General features: G+C 71.4%; 16 protein-coding genes. 7 read left to right on the plus strand and 9 right to left on the minus strand.

Annotated features, from left to right (window positions below; translation table 11 throughout):
* Positions 1 to 82: 82 nt before the first annotated feature.
* From ACZ43N_RS02780 to ACZ43N_RS02795, 4 genes are all read right to left on the minus strand, one after another.
* Entirely contained in the window at positions 83 to 373 is a 291-nt protein-coding gene (locus tag ACZ43N_RS02780; protein WP_468094534.1) for a hypothetical protein, read from the minus strand.
* A gap of 264 nt (positions 374 to 637) precedes the next feature.
* Positions 638 to 2,980 carry a S9 family peptidase gene (locus ACZ43N_RS02785; protein WP_468094535.1) on the minus strand — a complete coding sequence of 781 codons (2,343 nt, stop codon included), beginning with the start codon at positions 2,978 to 2,980 and terminating at the stop codon, positions 638 to 640.
* The gene (locus ACZ43N_RS02790; RefSeq protein WP_468094536.1) at positions 2,953 to 4,737 is read right to left on the minus strand and encodes an N-acetylglutaminylglutamine amidotransferase; all 1,785 of its coding nucleotides are present in this window, start codon (positions 4,735 to 4,737) and stop codon (positions 2,953 to 2,955) included. The genes ACZ43N_RS02785 and ACZ43N_RS02790 overlap by 28 nt, the downstream gene beginning before the upstream one ends.
* 226 nt (positions 4,738 to 4,963) lie before the next feature.
* Entirely contained in the window at positions 4,964 to 6,151 is a 1,188-nt protein-coding gene (locus ACZ43N_RS02795) for a carboxylate-amine ligase (protein ID WP_468094537.1), read from the minus strand.
* Positions 6,152 to 6,675: 524 nt separating this feature from the next.
* On the opposite strand from ACZ43N_RS02795, the gene ACZ43N_RS02800 reads away from it, so the two are divergent.
* From ACZ43N_RS02800 to ACZ43N_RS02810, 3 genes are all read left to right on the plus strand, one after another.
* Positions 6,676 to 6,891 carry a hypothetical protein gene (locus ACZ43N_RS02800; RefSeq protein ID WP_468094538.1) on the plus strand — a complete coding sequence of 72 codons (216 nt, stop codon included), beginning with the start codon at positions 6,676 to 6,678 and terminating at the stop codon, positions 6,889 to 6,891.
* Positions 6,892 to 7,178: 287 nt separating this feature from the next.
* Positions 7,179 to 7,616: an NfeD family protein gene (locus tag ACZ43N_RS02805; protein WP_468094539.1), complete on the plus strand. Its 438-nt coding sequence runs from the start codon at positions 7,179 to 7,181 to the stop codon at positions 7,614 to 7,616.
* A gap of 29 nt (positions 7,617 to 7,645) precedes the next feature.
* Positions 7,646 to 8,746: an SPFH domain-containing protein gene (locus ACZ43N_RS02810; RefSeq protein ID WP_468094540.1), complete on the plus strand. Its 1,101-nt coding sequence runs from the start codon at positions 7,646 to 7,648 to the stop codon at positions 8,744 to 8,746.
* A gap of 215 nt (positions 8,747 to 8,961) precedes the next feature.
* Here ACZ43N_RS02810 and ACZ43N_RS02815 read toward each other — a convergent pair whose 3' ends face one another.
* Both ACZ43N_RS02815 and ACZ43N_RS02820 read right to left on the minus strand, forming a co-directional pair.
* Positions 8,962 to 10,191 (minus strand): MFS transporter, encoded by a 1,230-nt coding sequence (locus tag ACZ43N_RS02815; RefSeq protein ID WP_468094541.1) that lies wholly within the window; start codon positions 10,189 to 10,191, stop codon positions 8,962 to 8,964.
* A gap of 56 nt (positions 10,192 to 10,247) precedes the next feature.
* Complete coding sequence (locus ACZ43N_RS02820; protein ID WP_468094542.1) at positions 10,248 to 11,357, minus strand: ArsR/SmtB family transcription factor; 1,110 nt, start codon at positions 11,355 to 11,357, stop codon at positions 10,248 to 10,250.
* A 262-nt stretch (positions 11,358 to 11,619) separates the two neighbouring features.
* Between ACZ43N_RS02820 and ACZ43N_RS02825 the strand changes: the two genes are divergently transcribed.
* Positions 11,620 to 11,934: a hypothetical protein gene (locus ACZ43N_RS02825; RefSeq protein WP_468094686.1), complete on the plus strand. Its 315-nt coding sequence runs from the start codon at positions 11,620 to 11,622 to the stop codon at positions 11,932 to 11,934.
* Positions 11,935 to 12,044: 110 nt separating this feature from the next.
* On the opposite strand, the gene ACZ43N_RS02830 is transcribed toward ACZ43N_RS02825, so the two are convergent.
* On the minus strand, positions 12,045 to 13,103 hold the full coding sequence (locus tag ACZ43N_RS02830) for a PucR family transcriptional regulator (RefSeq protein WP_468094543.1): 1,059 nt from the start codon (positions 13,101 to 13,103) through the stop codon (positions 12,045 to 12,047).
* A 221-nt stretch (positions 13,104 to 13,324) separates the two neighbouring features.
* On the opposite strand from ACZ43N_RS02830, the gene ACZ43N_RS02835 reads away from it, so the two are divergent.
* The 3 genes from ACZ43N_RS02835 (at position 13,325) to ACZ43N_RS02845 (ending at position 15,522) form a co-directional block, all read left to right on the plus strand.
* Positions 13,325 to 13,927: a hypothetical protein gene (locus tag ACZ43N_RS02835; protein WP_468094544.1), complete on the plus strand. Its 603-nt coding sequence runs from the start codon at positions 13,325 to 13,327 to the stop codon at positions 13,925 to 13,927.
* 414 nt (positions 13,928 to 14,341) lie between these two features.
* Entirely contained in the window at positions 14,342 to 15,256 is a 915-nt protein-coding gene (locus ACZ43N_RS02840; protein WP_468094687.1) for a HipA family kinase, read from the plus strand.
* Positions 15,253 to 15,522 (plus strand): Rdx family protein, encoded by a 270-nt coding sequence (locus tag ACZ43N_RS02845; protein WP_468094545.1) that lies wholly within the window; start codon positions 15,253 to 15,255, stop codon positions 15,520 to 15,522. The genes ACZ43N_RS02840 and ACZ43N_RS02845 overlap by 4 nt, the downstream gene beginning before the upstream one ends.
* Positions 15,523 to 15,534: 12 nt before the next feature.
* On the opposite strand, the gene aceB is transcribed toward ACZ43N_RS02845, so the two are convergent.
* Positions 15,535 to 17,160, minus strand: a complete 1,626-nt coding sequence (gene aceB / locus ACZ43N_RS02850) for a malate synthase A (RefSeq protein WP_468094546.1) — start codon at positions 17,158 to 17,160, stop codon at positions 15,535 to 15,537.
* Between the two features lie 198 nt (positions 17,161 to 17,358).
* Positions 17,359 to 18,021, minus strand: coding sequence for a nucleotidyltransferase family protein (locus tag ACZ43N_RS02855; protein WP_468094547.1), 663 nt, complete (start codon positions 18,019 to 18,021; stop codon positions 17,359 to 17,361).
* Positions 18,022 to 18,033 lie beyond the last annotated feature (12 nt).

The following is an 18,033-nucleotide window of genomic DNA, read 5'->3' on the forward strand; positions in this document are numbered from 1 at the left end:
ACAGGGGAGCCTGCGGTGTCAGAGAATCCGGTGCGCGTCGGGGGTGCCCCCCGCCAGATCGGCGTCGAGGGCCCCGTGCGGGTCAGCCGACCTTCTGCTCGCGCTGCTCGCGCTGCTCGCGCAGTTCGTGGACGGTGGCGGTCAGCGTGCCGTCCTGCTGTTCGTAGTGGGACAGGGCGAGGCCGAGACCGAAGAAGGTGGGCGCCCACTCGCCGACGAACAGGCCCCAGCGGTCGGCCCGGGCCAGCCCGGTGCCGGGCTCCATCTTCAGGGAACCCGCCCAGGCGGCGACGGTCAGACCGATGGAGGCCATGGCGGCCATGTAGGCGTGCTCGCTGCGGATGCCCATGTCATGCAACTTCTTGATGACCATGATCGGCTCCTCGGGGTGGGGGGATCCTGCTCGGCGGGCGAGTGCCCGTGGACAGGACACCCATGCGTCGATTTGCCGGAAATGCCCGTTGTTCGGAGGTGTCCACCACGGTGAATCCGCGGTCGCCCGTGGGGTGGCCCCACGGGTGGTCCCCCGGCCGCGCCGACGGCTCCCGAGCCGCCCACGGCGGCAGGGGAGCCGTGCGGGAGCGCGAGGTCAGGGTGGCCGGGACGGCCGGGCCCGCCCCGGCCCGAGGGGGCCGGCTCACTCCGCGACGTGACGCTCGATCCAGTCGGCCGCTGCCCGGCGGAAGATCCGCCTGCTGTCCGCGCGGAGGAAGTCATGACCCTCGTTGCGCAACAGCAGCAGTTCGGCCTCCAGACCCCGCTCGCGCGCCGCCCGTACGAACTGCTCGGACTCGCCGAGCGGCACATTCGTGTCGTGCTCGCCGTGGACGGCGAGGAGCGGCACCCGCAGCGCGTCGATCCGGGTCATCGGGGACAGCGCGCGCAGCAGTTCACGGTCGTGTTCCGGATGACCGTACTTGTGCGCGGCCGACTCCGCGATCCATGGCTCGGTACCGGCGTAGAAGGTCGCGAAGTCGGACATGCCGCACGCCGCGACCCCCGTGCGGAACAGCTCCGGGTGCCACACGAGCGAGGCCATCACCAGATAGCCGCCGTACGAGCGGCCCATGACGGCCAGCCGCCGCGGATCGGCGAGACCCGCCTCCACGATGTGGGCCGCGCAGTCGGCGACGTCCTCGATCGCGGCGAACCGTCCCGTGCCGAGGTCGGCGTCGACGAACGACCGGCCGTGCCCCGAGGAGCCGCGTACGTCCGGTGCGAAGATGTCGAGCCCGCGACCCGACAGCTCGTGGTACAGCGGGTTGAACACGGGCCGTTCCTGTTCCTCCGGACCGCCGTGCAGATGGATCACGCACGGCGCCGGCTGTCCCGGGGCGCGGCCCGGCGCACGGTAGTACCAGCCGCTCAGCGGCAGCCCGTCGCGCGCCACCGGCCGCAGCGGCACCGGACGCACGGGTGAGCGACCCGGCGGTACGGCGTCCTCGTCACGCGAGGACCACTCGGTGCGCCGGGCGGCGCCCTCGGAGAGCCACCACACACCGGGCCGCCGCTGCGACCCGGACAGTGCCAGCACCAGCTCGGGACCGCCGCCGGCCCGCACCAGCCGGGTCACCACCTCGTGCGGCAGCGACACGCCCCGCCGCACCCCCACCGAGGCGTCGCCCGCGGCTGCCGTGACGGCGGTGACCTCCAGCTCGGTGGCTCCCCGCACGTTCCACGCCAGGGCCGCCGTGGACCCGTCGTGGCCGAACGTCAGCAGCTCCAGGCCGCACCCCTCGCGCTCCGCGGCGACACTCACCCCCGACTGCTCGCCGCCGGCCGCCAGCCGCACGGCGAACAGCGCGGCGAACTCGCGCGCCGCGTCGCTGCGCAGCCACAGCGTCGTGGCATCGGGGGAGAACCGGCCGATCCACGGATCACCGTCCGCGACCGGCAGCGCGAAGGTCGTCCGCAGGTCGGAGGTGCGGACCACGAGGGCTTCACGGCGGCCGCGCGGGCCCCGGCGCACCAGGGCCAGCCGGCCGTCCTGGCTGAGGTCACACACCCGCAGCGTGGCGGCGCCGCGCTCGACCGCCAGCAGCGCGGGCGCCGCAGCGCCCGTGGGGTCGACGAGATATGCGGCGAGACCGCCGCCGGCCGCCGCCTCCTGGCCGGCCTCCCGGTCCTGTTCGCGAGCGGTGCCGCCCTCGCGTTCCGCCAGATGGGCGGCGGGTCCGGCGTCGCCGTAGTGCGGGCCCCCCAGCAGCACGGCCCGGCCGTCGCGGACGGCCCAGCCCGGCGGGCGGGCCGGTGTGTACGTGTGCGGGTCGGCGAGGCCCGGCTCCGCACGTGCGGGCGCCTCCTCCGCGTCGCCCCCGCCGGGCAGGAGGACCGGCTCGGCGACGGTGACGGCGACCGCCGAGCCGTCGTGCTGCCAGCAGCCCAGGTAGGCGGAGCTGCCGGGTTCGGCACCGGCGAGGAGACGTCGCCCGGTGCCGTCGGGCCGTACGCACAGCACCCGGGTGTGTTCGCCGCCCCCGGGGGCGGTGGTGTAGGCGATCCAGCGGCCGTCCGGCGACCAGGCCACCTCCTTGACCGGGTGGGGATCGGAGTCCAGCAGATGGACCTCGTGCCCGTCGACCGGACCGGTCCACAGCTGCGGCACCCCACCCCGGTCGCAGATGAACGCGACCTGTCTGCCGGTGGGATCCACCGAGGGGTACCAGCAGCCGTGGGACCGCAGTGGCTGCGGGGTGTCCCGCGTCCCGGCGGTCTCCGGCAGCGGCACCGGTACGGGCGCCGCCGACGCCGGGGGCGCGAGGGCGGTCGCCCCGGCCTGCGCGGTGGCCGGAGCGCCCAGGGCCGGGGACGCGGTGCCGTGGTCCAGGGGCAGCCACGGCCTCCCGTCGACGACGTCCTCACCGGCGCGGAGGGCGAAGGGGGGCGCCGCGGTGGGCGAGTCCGACGGGGCTGCCGCGGCCGGGCGCGAGGGGCCGCTCCCCGGCGCGCCGGTCAGCTGATTCCGTGCGTTTGCAGCCATATCTCCAGCAAAGCTACCTGCCACAGGGTGTTCGCCCCACGCCTGGTGCGGTGCTCGTCCGGCGCCGAGAGCAGCTTGGCCACGTACGCCTCCTCGAAAACACCGCGTGACTTGGCCTCGGGGGCCGAGAGGGCCTCGGTCACCCGGTCGAGTACCGGGCCCGCCATGTGCATGATGGCCGGCACCGGGAAGTAGCCCTTGGGCCGGTCGACGACCTCCGTGGGCAGGACCCGTCGACCCGCGGCCTTGAGGACTCCCTTGCCTCCGTCGGCGAGCTTCAGCTCAGGCGGACAGACGGCGGCCAGCTCCACGAGCTCGTGGTCGAGGAACGGCACCCGGGCCTCCAGCCCCCAGTCCATGGTCATGTTGTCGACGCGCTTGACCGGATCGTCGACCAGCATCACCTCGGCGTCGAGCCGCAGCGCCGCGTCCAGGGCGCTCTCCGCGCCCGGGCGCGCCATGTGCTCCCGCACGAAGCGGCCGGACACGTCGTGGTCGGGCAGCATGTGCGGCTGGACGATCCCCGTGAGATCGCCGTGCGCGCGGTCGAAGTACGTCTCGGCGTACGCCTCGTGGGCTCGCTGTCTGGGCACGGCGGCCATGTCCGGGTACCAGTGGTAGCCGGCGAAGACCTCGTCGGCGCCCTGGCCGCTCTGGACGACCTTGACCTCCTTCGCCACCTGCTCGGACAACAGGTGGAAGGCGACCACGTCATGGCTGATCATCGGCTCGCTCATCGCGTCGACCGCCGCGTCCAGGGCCGTCGACACCCGGTCCGAGGGCACCATCAGCTGATGGTGGTCCGTGCCGAAGTGCCGGGCGATCAGATCGGAGTAGCGGAACTCGTCGCCCTCGACACCGCCCTCGGACTCGAACCCCACGCTGAACGTCGCGAGGTCCGTCTGCCCCTCGTCGGCCAGCAACGCCACGATCAGACTGGAGTCGAGGCCGCCCGACAGCAGGACGCCCACGGGCACGTCGGCGACCATGCGGCGGCGTACTGCGGTGCGCAGCGCGTCGAGCACCGCGTCCCGCCAGTCGTCCGCGCCGAGCCGTGCGTGCTCCGGGTCGCGGCTGTACGACGGCTGCCAGTAGCGGATGTCCCGCTCGCGGCCGTCGGGCTCCACGACCCGCACGGTCGCCGCGGGCAGCTTCCGCACCCCGCTGAGGACGGTGCGGGGCGCGGCCACCGTGGCGTGCCAGCTCATGTACTGGTGCAGCGCGACGGGGTCGAGGGAGGTGTCGACACCGCCGCCCGCCAGCAGGGCCGGCAGCGAGGAGGCGAAGCGCAGCCGCCCCGGCGACCGGGCCAGGTACAGCGGCTTGATGCCGAGCCGGTCCCGGCCGAGCACCAGCCGCCCGGTGTCCTGGTCGACGATGGCGAAGGCGAACATGCCGTAGAAGTGGTCGACGCAGTCGGTGCCCCACTGCTGGTACGCCTTGAGCACGACCTCGGTGTCGGAGTCGGAGAAGAAACGGTGGCCCAGTCCGCGCAGTTCCTCGCGCAGCTCCCTGTAGTTGTAGATGCAGCCGTTGAAGACACCGGTGATCCGGCCCGCGGAGTCGGCCATCGGCTGGGCCCCGCACTCGGACAGGTCGATGATCTTCAGCCGACGGTGTCCCAGGGCGACGGCGCCCTGTGACCAGACGCCCCTGCCGTCCGGTCCCCGGGCGGCGAGCCGGTCGGTCATGCGCTCCACGGCCGCCAGGTCCGGCCGTCCGCCGTCGAAACGGATCTCTCCGCTGAGACCGCACATCAGGCCGCACCCCCTCGCTGAGTGACGCCGGTCGTGTCCGCAGACGAGGGAGCGCCGAGCGGACACGACCCGGTCTGATCGGTAACGGTCTTGCTGGTGGGCATGTCGAACTCTCCTTGATCGCAGGCAGCACCGGTGCCCCGGAGCGGACCTCGACCGCTCCGCGTGGTGGCGCCCCCGTCGCGGGGCGATGGCAGGTGACTGCCGTTCCGCATGGCTGCGCGCTTCAGGCCCGAACGGCTTGCACCGGGCCCGACGGCAAGGGCCCCTGTACGGCGGTACCGGCCGCCGTGCCGGACCGGTGCGGCGTGGCGGGCGCGGGACGCCGGCCCCGGTGGCCACGGGTCTCGGCGACCACGGTCTCCACGGCGGCGCGCAGGCCGTGGACCTCGGCGATCCCGCGCAGCCGGTGGGCGGCGCTGCCCTGGGCGAGGGTCTGCGCCATGAGCAGGCGCACGGTGTCCCAGTCGCCGCAGGACTCCAGGGCCGGGCGCAGCCGCAGGAGCATGCCCCGCAGGACGACGGGGGCGGGCGCGGCCAGCCGGGTGACCGGGTCGACCAGCGTGCCCTCCAGTCCGTTCCGGGCCGCCCGCCAGACCGCTGCCCGGAGCCATTCGTGCCGGCCGTCGCACACCGGAGCCCCGTGCTCCACACGGATCCGAGCGTCCTCGACGAGGGCCCGGAACAGCCCGGCGACGAGCACGACCGTCTCGATGCGCGGACAGGCGTCGCAGATCCGCAGCTCCAGGGTCTGCTGGTGGTCGGACGGCCGCAGGTCGTAATAGACCATCCCCGGGTCGCTGATCACTCCGCCGCGGATCAGGTCCGCGACGGCTGCGTCGTAGTCGGCGGCCGAGGCGAAGCAGCCGACCGGCCCGGCGGTGGGCCAGCGCTGCCACAGCATGGTGCGCCAGCTGGCGTACCCGGTGTCGGCGTCCAGCCAGAACGGCGAGCTGGCGGAGAGCGCCAGCAGCGGGGGCAGCCAGGGCGAGACGGCGCACATGATCCGGACGGCCGTGTCCCGGTCGGGTATGTCGACGTGGACCTGCGCGCTGCACACGAGGTGCTCGTCGGAGACCAGCCGGTATTCCTCGGCCATGGCCCGGTACCGCGCGTCCGGGGTGGCGTCCCCCGGCGTCACCTGTGCGAGCGGCACGGTCCCGGCGGCGGCGACGGCCAGCCCGAGGGGGGAGGCAGCCGCGTCAAGCTGTTGCCGGGCCCCGGCCAGATCGGCGCGCAGGGCCTCCAGCGAGGTGTGCACCCCGCTGTTCCACTCGACGGCCGACCGATGAAGCTCGGGCTTGAAGCCAGGTCTGCGCAGACGACCGAGGACCGCGTCTGCGCCCGGGACGAGTCGCCCGCTCTCCAGGTCCAGGACATGGAACTCTTCCTCAACGCCTACCCGAACGGCCACGATCTCTCCCTCTTCCGTTCCCGAGATCGCCCGCCGGGCAGGGGGCCCGCGGCGACCGTTGCGCCATGCGAGTTCCCGGCAAAAACGCAAATAAGCCTCGACTCTTGCACGTCTGTCGTGTATAGGGCCCATATGAGCGCGACCCCTGTCCCGGGAGCACCGAAGATCCGCGGGAGCACCGAAGATCCGCGGGAGCACCGAAGATCCAGGGGAGCACCGGAGATCCAGGGGACGAAGAGCATGATCGCGCCGACGATCAGCAGCAGCCCGACGATCTGTTTCCGTTGCACCTGTGCCGTCCCCGGCCGGGCATCCGACTCCCACGACCACTCGGCCGCGGCGGCATCCGACGGCGCGTGGCTCGGCCGCGTCCGCTCCCTGATCGGCCGCACGCCGTTGATGCAACCGCCGGACTTCGACCGCACCGAACGCTGGTTCCTCAAGCACGGCGCGAAGGCGGTGTTCCTCGGGCGGATGGTGCCCCTGTTCCCAGCCTCATCTCGCTGCCGGCGGGCGTCGAACGGATGCGCATGTGGCAGTTCCCGTCCCTGACCGCCCCCGGAAGCCTGATCTGGAACTCGGCGTTCGTCGTGGCCGGTTATGCGCTCGGCGACAAATGGCTGGAGGTGGACGAGTACGGGGGCACCTTCCAGAAGGCGGTCATCGCAGTCGTCGCCCTGGCGGTCGGCGTCCTCGTGACGGACCGGATCCGCGAACGGAGGCGGAGCACCACTCAGTAGGACGTCCAGGAGAGCCTTGCCCGGATCACGAGCGGGTGGAGCCGGGAGGGCACGCCATGACCACCAACCGGCCGGGACGGCCCTGGGACCCCCGCCGCCGGAGGTGCTGGGGGCGCGCTGGTCGCTGGTCGCCGTGCTGGAGGCCGGCACGGCGGACGAGGGGACGGGCCGGGTCATCACCGCACGGAAACCTGGGTGGTCGACAGGAACCCTTGGTCCCGTGTCTGTGCTGCTCGGCATTACGGAAGGTAGCTTGGGGGAGAAGACCCCTGCAGGAGGGCGATCCGATGCCGTGGTTCCTCTGGCTGCTCGCTGCCGCGGCGCTGGGTGCCGCGGAATTCTTCACCCTGACACTGGTCTTCGGGCTGCTGGCGGGTGCCGCGTTGGTCGCCGCCGCGGTCGCCGGAGTCGGCATCGGTCTTCTCGGCCAGCTCGTGGCTTTCGCGGTGACGGCGGCGGCGGGTCTCGTCCTCGTCCGTCCTGTCGCGCTGCGGCACATGGCACAGCAGCCCCTCACCCGAGAGGGCAGTGACGCCCTGATCGGCAGGCGTGCCGAGGTCATGCAGGAGGTCACCGCGACTCGCGGCCTGATCAAACTCTCCGGTGAGGAATGGTCCGCCCGCGCCCTCGACGAAAGCCTGGTCATCCCGGTGGGGGCGTGGGTGGACGTCATGGAGATCGAAGGGGCCACGGCCATCGTCTACCCCCGCGAACTCCTTCCGTGAACGGCTGAGAACACAGCAACGGAGGCACTGTGGATCCCGTCGTCATCCCCATCCTCGTGGCGACCCTCGTCGTCGTCTTCCTCGTGGCCTCCAGCGTGCGGATCGTCCCCCAGGCGCGCCGCTACAACGTCGAACGGTTCGGCCGGTACCGCCGGACGCTGCAACCCGGACTGAACCTGGTCGTGCCTGTGGCGGACCGCATCAACACCAAGCTCGACGTGCGCGAGCAGGTCTACTCGTCCGACCCCAGGCCGGTGATCACCGAGGACAACCTCGTGGTGAACATCGACACCGTCCTCTACTACCAGATCACCGACCCCCGTGCGGCCGCCTACGAGGTCGCCGACTACCTCCAGGCGATCGACCAGCTCACCGTGACCACCCTGCGCAACGTCATCGGCAGCATGGACCTGGAGGAGACGCTCACCTCGCGCGAGGAAATCAACTCCCGGCTCCGCGCCGTCCTCGACGACGCCACCGGCAAGTGGGGCATCCGGGTCAACCGCGTCGAGATCAAGGCCATCGACCCACCCGCCACCATCAAGGAAGCGATGGAGAAGCAGATGCGGGCCGAGCGTGACAAGCGTGCGGCCATCCTGCACGCCGAGGGGGAGCGGCAAGCCAAGATCCTCACCGCGGAGGGCACGAAGCAGAAGGACATCCTGGAGGCCCAGGGCACGCAACAGGCCATGATCCTTCGCGCGGACGGCGAGGCCAAGGCGGTCGAGCTGGTCTTCCAGGCCGTTCATCGCAACAACGCCGACCCGAAGATTCTGGCCTACAAATACCTCGAGACGCTCCCGCACCTGGCAAGAAGCGACAACAACACCTTCTGGGTGATCCCCGGAGAGCTGACCGAGGCGATCCGGACCGTCACCACCGCGTTTGGTGACCAGTCGACGTCAGGCTCTCCACAACCAGCCCAATCCGAGGCAGCGACCGGCGACGACGGCACGTCGGCCGGAAGCCGGGTTCCGGAGCTCGATGCAGGATCGACGGTTTCGCTCGACGCCGCCGCGGCTGCCGACGAAGCCGAGAAACAGGCCGCCGCCGCGGTGAGCGACGCCAAGGCGGAGGCGGAGGCGGCGATGTCGCCTCAGGTGCGCCGGGGGCAGACTGCCGGCGATTGAGCCCGCCCTCGGCTGCCGCCAGGCACCGCCATGAGGCTGCGGACCGGACGACGTCGTTGCTCGTCGGAGCGGTGCTCGCGCGCACGGCCCCGGCATACGCCTCGGCGATCGTCGGACGTGCCGAAGGCGCGTATCTGGTGCCGTGACCGGAAAGATCTGCCGGACGCCGCGAGCCGGTGAACCTTTCCGGTCACAGCCACGAGCGGAGGTGGCTGTCAGCCGGCGTACTGCTTGTCATCAGCGGTGCCGTTCGAGAGCTGACGGGACTGCCGCGCCCCGACTCGGGCGAGGGCGAGCGTGGCGGTCACGGTGAGGAAGACGAGGGCGGCGCCCGAGAGCAGGAAGGCACCCTCGACTCCGGTGAGGGCGATGGCGGTCGAGGCCACGAAGGGGGAGACCGCCAGGGCTCCCGCTACCCCGGCCTCCCACAGGCCCAGCACCTTCGCCAGATGGTGGCTCGGTATGCGCTGCTGCACCAGTGCAATCAGCGGAATGTCCGTGAGGGCCGAGGCGAGCCCGGTGGCGATCAGAAGAACCGCTGCCACGGCAGTGGAGGTGACCGTTCCCAGCGGCGCGCGGAAGACCCCCAGCGCAGCCCAGGCCAGCACCGCGGCCAGGGCGAGCCGACGAATGCGCAGGCCGGCAAGGAGGAGGGCACCCACCACCTCGGCGACCCCGGCGATGCCCAGGAGCAGACCGTACCGGCCGCCCTGCCCCACGACGGCGACCAGCCCGACAGTCAGGAATCCACTGGTCAAGGCGAGGGCGAGCACGAAGGTCACGATGACCACCAGCACGTCGGGGGCGGCACGTACGGCCCTGAGCCCGGCTGCGAGATCGGACCACAGCCCCGCCTGGCTGCCGATCGAGGCGGGGCGGGTCACGCGGATGGCTGCCACGGCGCCCGCCGAGGCCACGAATGTCAGCCCGTTGACCATCAGTGCCCACTGCAGTGAACCGTAGGCCAGCAGCGGCGCAAGCATGAGTGGACCGACGAAGAAGGCGGCTCTGAAGGCGACCTGGAGAAAGCCGTTGGCCTGCTGGAGGCGGTCGGCGGACACGATCTGCGTCACGATGGCGTTGCGCGCCGGAGCGAACGGGGCGCCGATCAGCGCCAGGATCGCCGTGGTCGCCACCAGTACCGGCAGGTTCAGCAGGTCAAGGAAGAGCAGCACCCAGGCCACCACCACCACGGCGACCCGGGCCAGGTCACTGGCGATCATCAGCTTGCGGCGGTCGCGCCGGTCGGCGTACGAGGCGACGACGAACGTGGCCACGAACGCGGGGGCGAACGCGGACACGCTGACCAGAGCGACGGCCGTCGGATCCTTCGTCAGTGACCAGGCCAGCCAGGCGGTCGCGGCGGTGTACAGGCCATCGCCGAAGCGTGAGACGCCCTGGCCGACGAAGAGAAGCAGGAAGTTGCGGTCCCTCAGCAGTGACATGCGGACACTGTCGGACCTCCTCGGATGCCTGATCCACTTATTCGGCAGATGGCTAATCAGTGCCCCTCGGTGCTGTTCAGGAAGCTCTCCAGGCTGGGGGCGAGGCCCGCCACCTGCCCGGGCACGAGCCGGTACAGGACGTAGTAGCCCTCGCGGCGGCGTTCGAGCAGGCCCGCGTCCGCCAGCACACGCAGATGCTTGGACAGAGCGGCCTCGCTGACACCGACGAGCGGAGCCAACTCCTGTGTGCTGCGCGGGTGTTCGGCGATCAGCCGCAGGGCGCGCAGCCGGGTGTCGTCGGCGAGCGCCCGGAGCGTGCCGACGAGCCTGGTCGGCGGAATCCTCGGGCGGGCTTCCCGGGCGATCGAGGAGATGGGGAAGACGAGTCCGAGGGGCCACGGACTGTCGCAGTTGACGCGTACGTGCGGCCACACGTAAGCGCTGGGGGCGAGTACGAGTGTGTCCTGCGGGCCGATGGCGACCTCGTGGTCGTGAGGTCGCTCCAGCCAGAAGCTCTCGGTCTGCGGATCGCTGCGTACCTCCGGCCACAGGCCGCGGAGCATCCCGTACAGTCCGCGCTGCTCGATCTGGTGCCCGGCCTCGCTCACCCCGGCGGCCAGTTCGGGTTCGAGCCGCGCCCATTCCTCCTCGAACGCCTCCCGCCAGTAGTGCTCCAGCATGCTGAGGAACCGTTCGAGCAGCGCGCGGGGGTCGTCGAGGAGCATCGCAGCCATCGCCTCGTCGCTTTCCCGAGCGGCACGCTCGCGCAGCAGGCGGCGTACGTCCGGTTCGTCCAGAACGTTCGGATGCCTGCCTGGGGCGTCGCCCGGCCACGGGGTGAGCAGCGGGACGGCGAACTCCAGACGGACCAGGTCGGGATCGGCTGCGCGCAGGCCGGCCAGTTCACCCGCGAAGTCGGGCAGCCCGCCTGTCGGCTGCGGAAAGAGGAACTCGGGAAAGTACGAGCGCACCGCGTAGGAGAACGCCTCGATCTCCCGCTTCAGTGCCGGGGACAGCCTGCGCATCGCACGCACCCAGCCGTGCTGGACGGGGTGGTGCTTGGGCTCCACCAGCACATGGAGACTCAGTACGGCTTCCATCGCCGGCGAGTAGGCGAACCCCACCCGCTCCGCGCCGTCGGCGGGAAGCCGGAACGTGATCGTCATGACTCGTCATCCTCGCCGCGCAGCGCCCGCCGCGGCACCGTACCGCGCGGATTGGTGAACACTTCAGCCACCCGAACCGATCAGCACCCTCCGGCCAGCTGTGAGGCTTGGGGCTGGGGGCGGCGTCGAGGGTGCGGACGGGCACGACGAAGCGCAGGCCCTCGACGGAGGCGAGCAGGCCCTTGCCCCCGAACTGCACGATCCCCAAGCCGGCCTGGGCCTCGATCAGCGCGGCGTTCGCCGTGGCGGCGTTGTCGGGCGGCTGCGGTTCCGGGCCTGTTCCGAATGCCGAACGGGCCGGATCACGGATGTGTGGCTCGACGACTGCCGGCAACGGCAGGGGCTGGGACGTGAGCTGATCCACCACGTGATCGAGCGTCATCCGGGCCACCGGCGGACCACGACCTCGCAGGCCCGGCGCGGGAAGGCGTTCTTCGCGGCGATGATCCGGGAGACCGCGGTGCCGTTTCCGCAGTGTGAGCCCTCGTGCCGCTACTTCACGGGGTGGCTCGGACGGGACCGCGCGAGCGTCATGGATCGGCTGTCGTCGAGGCGCGTACGGGTCTCGGTGAGGTGAGGCCGGAGCACGAGGAGAAACGCCCGCCGGCGCCCGGGACGGCACCGCCTTCATACGGCGCCCTCGGCAGGGACGGGGCGCCGCAGCGCGGATCTCCACGGGCTCCGTGGTCAGAGGGGCTTCGCGGGCCAGTCCAGCAGGCGGGCACCGATGACGGCGGTCTGGAGCATGTAGCGGTGGGCGGGGGCGGCGGGGTTGGCTCCGGTGAGCTTGTGGATGCGTTCGAGGCGGTAGGTCAGGGCCCGCACGCTGAGGTTCAGGCGTCGGGCGGCCTCGGCGGCGACACAGCCGCAGTCGAAGTATGCGGTGAGGGTGTCGAGGAGTGGCTGGGCGCCCCCGCGGGCCGTGGTGAGGGGCTCGAGGGCGCTCAGAACGAGGTCGGCCATGGCCTGGCGGTCACGGGCGAGGACGGGGTAGACGAGCAGGTCGGCGGCGCGCAGCACCGGATCCTCCAGGGTGAGCCGCTCGGCGAGTTCGAGGGTGTTGAGCGCTTCCTCGTACGACTGGACGACTCCGCCGGGCCCGGGCTGGGCGCGGCCGATCGCGACGCGGGCACCGTCGGTGGCCGCGTACGCCTGCTTGGCGAAGTGGGTGAGGACCTCCTCCTGATCGCCGGGAGCGATGCACAGCATCCGGCCGTCCTTGGTGGTGAGCAGGATGCTGCGGTTGCCGAAGCGGGCGATGAGGGACTCCTCCACCTGGCGCGGCACGGCGCCGCCCTCGTCGTAGGCGGTCCTGCCCTGGGCGACGGCGACGGCGTGCGCGTGGGACAGGCGCAGGCCGAAGCGTTCGGCGCGTTCGGCGAGGCGGCCCAGGTCGCTGCGGCCGTACAGGAGGTCGTCGATGAACTCGCGGCGGGCGGCTTCCTCCTGACGTACGGCCAGGCGCTGGGCTCGTTCGTGGCCCTCGGCGAAGGCGTCCATGACCTGTTGCACGGCGGCGAGCACGCTGTCGTACGAGCCGGGGGTGCTGGGCCAGGCGGCTCGGGTGGCTGCCAAATGGGCGCTTACGAGGGCGCGCAGCCCGTGTCCCGCCTCTGCGGCCTGCTCGCCAAGTGTGCGCCGGAACTCGATCTCGTCGCGGGTGAGCCGGCGCCCGGTGGCCGAGACGTCGGCCAGGATCCGGTCGTAGCCGTCCAGGTACTGCTCGGGAATCCCTCGGCCTGTCACGCTGCCCCCGTTTTCGTGACACGCCGGTGACGACTTGTTGGCGGTGCCCGGCATGCAGTCGTTCATGAATGCTGCCGGAATCCGGCAATGCGCTGATGTGGATCCGCGGCCATCATAGCTGCGGGGAGCACCGCGGATCGGTTCCGGTGCCGGATACCGGCAGGTCTCCGCACCGGAACCGGAGGGGAGCGGTGCGGAGACGCCGGTTGGAGGGAGCGGGGATGCGGACGTTTCTCATGGCCGCCGCCGGCTTTCCCACCATCCTGTTCACCGCCGCCTTCGGGGTCGTTGTCTGCTTCTGGTTGCTGGTCGGGTTGGGCGTTGCCAGGGCGGACACCTTCGACGCGGACGCCGACTTGCACGCCTGGGGGATGGGACGGGTCCCGGTGGCCGTCGCGGTCTCCCTGCTGACTGCTTTCGCCTGGTTCGTCAGCCTCGGTGCCACCGTGCTGCTGGACAGCCTCGCCCCGCCGCGCGCTGCGCAGGCCCTGACCAGCCTGGCGTTCCTGCCCACGGCGCTGTTGTTCGCCTGGCGGCTGACGCGCTGGTGCGTGCGGCTACTGCGCCACCTGATGCCCGGTGAACCCGGGCCGTCCCGGGTTGACTCCGTCGGGCCCACCCGCCTCTGGCCGGTGGATTCGGGATGCGGTCAGGCCGAGGTCACGGCCTGGGACGGTCGCACCGCGGCCGTGCAGGTCCGCGGGAGGGGAACCGATGCGCCGCCCAGCGGCACGGGACAGCCGGACGCTCACGGCGATGCCGGTGACCCCCTCCGGGGCGCGCCGTACGACAGGGCACTCGAGCTGCGACGTCACGCGGTCTGAGCCACCGGTTCGCGACCACCTCTCGCCTGCTGTACGCGCACCGATCGCCGTACGCCCACCACGCCCATTTCTCGTACGCCACGACTCGGTCATCCGGAGGGCGACGTCATCGTGGTCACCGGCAACACCTACGCCTCGATCATGCCGGTGGCGGGGGAGTCCGTGGTGACGCCGGCCCGATGGCTCGGGCACTCCTCCCCGGCTGTCACGCTTGGTTACTATGCTCACTTCATGCCGGAGGACGGAAGCAGGGGGCGCACCGCCATTGACGGACTGCTGGGAAGAACGGGAGACGAGCATGTCAGCCGTGACTCCCCGGATTCTCCCCAGGGCTGAGCGGGGATTTTTCCCGGATTGCACCGCTTTGGAGCTTGCCGTGACATGTAAGGCTGTCGAGCTGTGGGGCCTTTGAAGATGCTGAGAGAGGTCAGTGCCACCCGCTACATCGAGCCCCTGCGGTCCGGCGGCTCCGTCCCCGGTGTCGTCGAGGCCGACGACCTGGGCACCTATGTCGTGAAGTTCACCGGTTCCGCGCAGGGCCGAAAGGCGCTGGTCGCCGAGGTGATCGTGGGGGAGCTGGCGCGTGCGCTCGGGCTGCGGTTCCCCGAGCTGGTCCTCGTCCACTTCGACCCGGCGATCGCCGACGACGAGCCCCACCAGGAGGTGCGGGAGCTGCACGGCGCGAGCGCGGGGCTCAATCTCGGCATGGACTTCCTGCCCGGTGCGAAGGACTTCACCCCGGAGGTCGCCAGGACGTTCCCCGTGGACCCGGCCCAGGCGGGCAGGATCGTCTGGCTCGACGCCCTCACCGTCAACGTCGACCGTACGGTCCACAGCTCGAACCTGATGGTCTGGCCCACCCTCGGGACGGTGCCCCCGCGGCTGTGGCTCATCGACCACGGCGCCGCCCTCGTCTTCCACCACCGCTGGGACGCCTCGGACCCCGCGAAGGCGTACGACTTCCGGCACCACGCCCTCGGCCACTACGCACCGGACGTCCGCGCGGCCGACGCCGAGCTGGCGCCGAAGGTCACCGAGGAACTGCTGCGGCGGATCCTGGCGGAGGTCCCCGACGCGTGGCTGGCCGCCGAGGACGGGTTCGCGACGCCCGACGAGGCGCGCACCGCGTACGTCGACTACCTCCACGCGCGGGTGCGGACCTCCGCGTCCTGGCTGCCCACCGACTTCCCCTCCCGGGAGGAACTCGCCGCCGAGGAGGCGCTCCGCGCGGCGAGGACACAGCGAGGCCGCCCGGACTGGCTCAAGCGGGTCCCCGACCTGCACGGGAAACCGGCGGCGGAACAGGATTGGTCGGTGCACCTCGGATGACCCAGACCGTGCAGATCGAGTACTGCACCCAGTGCCGCTGGCTGCCCCGCGCCGCCTGGCTCGCCCAGGAACTGCTCACCACGTTCGAGGCCGAACTCACTGAGCTGTCCCTCAAACCGGGCACCGGAGGGGTCTTCGTCGTCCGGGTCAACGACGAGGTCGTCTGGGACCGCCGGGAGCAGGGCTTCCCCGAGCCGACGGCGGTGAAGAAGCTCGTACGCGACCGAGTGGCCCCGGGGAAGTCCCTGGGCCACTCGGAACGGTGAGGCCTGTCGGGCTCAGCCGCGCAGCCGCTCGTACGCCGGCAGCGTCAGGAAGTCCGCGTAGTCCTCGTCGAGGGCGACCTGGAGGAGCAGGTCGTGGGCCTGCTGCCAGTGGCCGGCGGTGAAGGCCTCCTCGCCGATCTCCTCGCGGACGGCGGCCAGTTCCTCGGCGGCGACCTTGCGGGCCAGCTCGGGCGTGGCCTTCTCGCCGTTCTCGAACTCGACGCCCGCGTTGATCCACTGCCAGATCTGCGAACGCGAGATCTCCGCGGTCGCCGCGTCCTCCATGAGGTTGAAGATGGCCACGGCGCCGAGGCCGCGCAGCCATGCCTCGATGTAGCGGATGCCGACCTGGACGGCGTTGACCAGCCCGTCGTAGGTGGGCCTGGCGTCGAGCGAGTCGACCGCGATCAGGTCGGCGGCCTCGACGTGGACGTCCTCGCGCAGCCGGTCCTTCTGGTTCGGCTTGTCGCCGAGGACCTTGTCGAAGGACTCCATGGCGATCGGCACGAGGTCGGGGTGGGCCACCCAGGAGCCGTCGAAGCCGTCGTTCGCCTCGCGGTCCTTGTCGGCGCGGACCTTCTCGAAGGCGACCTTGTTGACCTCGGGGTCCCTGCGGGACGGGATGAACGCCGCCATGCCGCCGATCGCGTGCGCGCCGCGCTTGTGGCAGGTGCGGACGAGGAGTTCGGTGTACGCCCGCATGAACGGGGCCGTCATCGTCACCGCGTTGCGGTCCGGGAGGACGAACCTGGCGCCGGCGTCACGGAAGTTCTTCACGATGGAGAACAGATAGTCCCAGCGGCCCGCGTTCAACCCGGAAGCGTGGTCGCGGAGTTCGTAGAGGATCTCCTCCATCTCGTACGCGGCTGTGATCGTCTCGATGAGCACGGTGGCGCGGATCGTGCCCTGCGGGATGCCGACGTACTCCTGCGCGAAGACGAACACGTCGTTCCAGAGGCGGGCCTCCAGGTGCGACTCCGTCTTCGGGAGGTAGAAGTAGGGGCCCTTGCCGAGGTCGAGCAGCCGCTGGGCGTTGTGGAAGAAGTACAGGCCGAAGTCGACGAGGGCGCCCGGCACGGGGGTGCCGTCGGCGTCGACGAGGTGGCGCTCGTTCAGATGCCAGCCGCGCGGGCGCATGACGACGGTCGCCAGTTCCTCGCTCGGGCGCAGCGCGTACGACTTGCCGGTGCGCTCGTCGGTGAAGTCGATGTTCCGGGTGTAAGCGTCGGCCATGTTCACCTGGCCGAGGACGACGTTCTCCCAGGTCGGGGCGGAGGCGTCCTCGAAGTCCGCGAGCCACACCCGGGCGCCCGAGTTGAGCGCGTTGATGGTCATCTTGCGGTCGGTGGGGCCGGTGATCTCGACTCGGCGGTCCTCCAGGGCGGCGGGCGACGGGGCCACCTTCCAGGAGTCGTCGGCGCGGATCGCGGCCGTTTCCGGGAGGAAGTCGAGCGTGGAGGTGCGGGCGATCTCCGCGCGGCGCTCGGCGCGGCGGGCGAGCAACTCGTCACGCCGGGGCGTGAACTGCCGGTGCAGCTCGGCCACGAAGGCGAGGGCCGCGTCGGTGAGGATCTCGTCCTGGCGGGGCAGGGGCTCGGCGTCGACGATGGCCAGCGGGGACGGCGCTGGTGCGGACATGAGCTGTCACTTCCTTCAGCGGGCGTGGCACCGGGTGTCAGTCGACCCGGGTGGGGCTGGGAAGCGCCCTCGGACTCCAGGGACGCTTCTGAAGAGTGGATAGTAGTTTCCTCATGGTGGAAGTTCAATGTTTTGTTGATGTCGAGATTCTCCGGGTCGAGGCAAGGCGGCGCGGGGTGCCACTCCGCTCGGCACCGCTCATTCGAGATGGGAGAGGTCGGCCTCGGTGTCGATGTCGTACGGTCGTGCCACGTCTCCGCACTCGACGAGAGTGATCTCCTCGGCGTGCGCCTTCAGGTAGGCCCGTGCCCCTCGGTCGCCGGTGGCGGTCGCCGCGACGCCGGCCCAGTGCTCGGCTCCGAAGAGGACGGGGTGGCCGCGTTCCCCCGCGTAGGCGGCGGCCACGAGTGCCCTGCCCGCTCCGGCGGACTCGTACGCGGCGAGCACCCGGGCCACGGCCTGAGGCCCGATGCCCGGTTGGTCCACGAGCGAGACCAGCGCCGCCTCGGTGCCCGTCCCGGCCAGCGACTCGAGTCCGGCCCGCAGGGACGAACCCATGCCGTCGGCCCAGTGCGGGTTGTCCACCAGGACGCAGCCGGGCAGTTCGGCCCGGGCGCGTACGGTCGACGCCTCTGCCCCGAGGACGACGTGGATCCGCGAGCAGCCGGCCGCCCGCAGTACCGCGACCGCGTGTTCGACCAGAGGGCGCCCGCGGTGGGGGAGCAGCGCTTTGGGGCGACCGCCGAGGCGCCTGCCGCCGCCCGCGGCGAGGAGCAGCGCGGCGATGCGGGGCGTGTGGCCGCCTCGGCCTGCGGTCTTCCGGTCGCCTCGGTCTGCGCTTTTCCGGTGGTCGTATGTCATGTGCCCTGCATA

Source organism: Streptomyces sp. NPDC030814 (assembly GCF_055572155.1).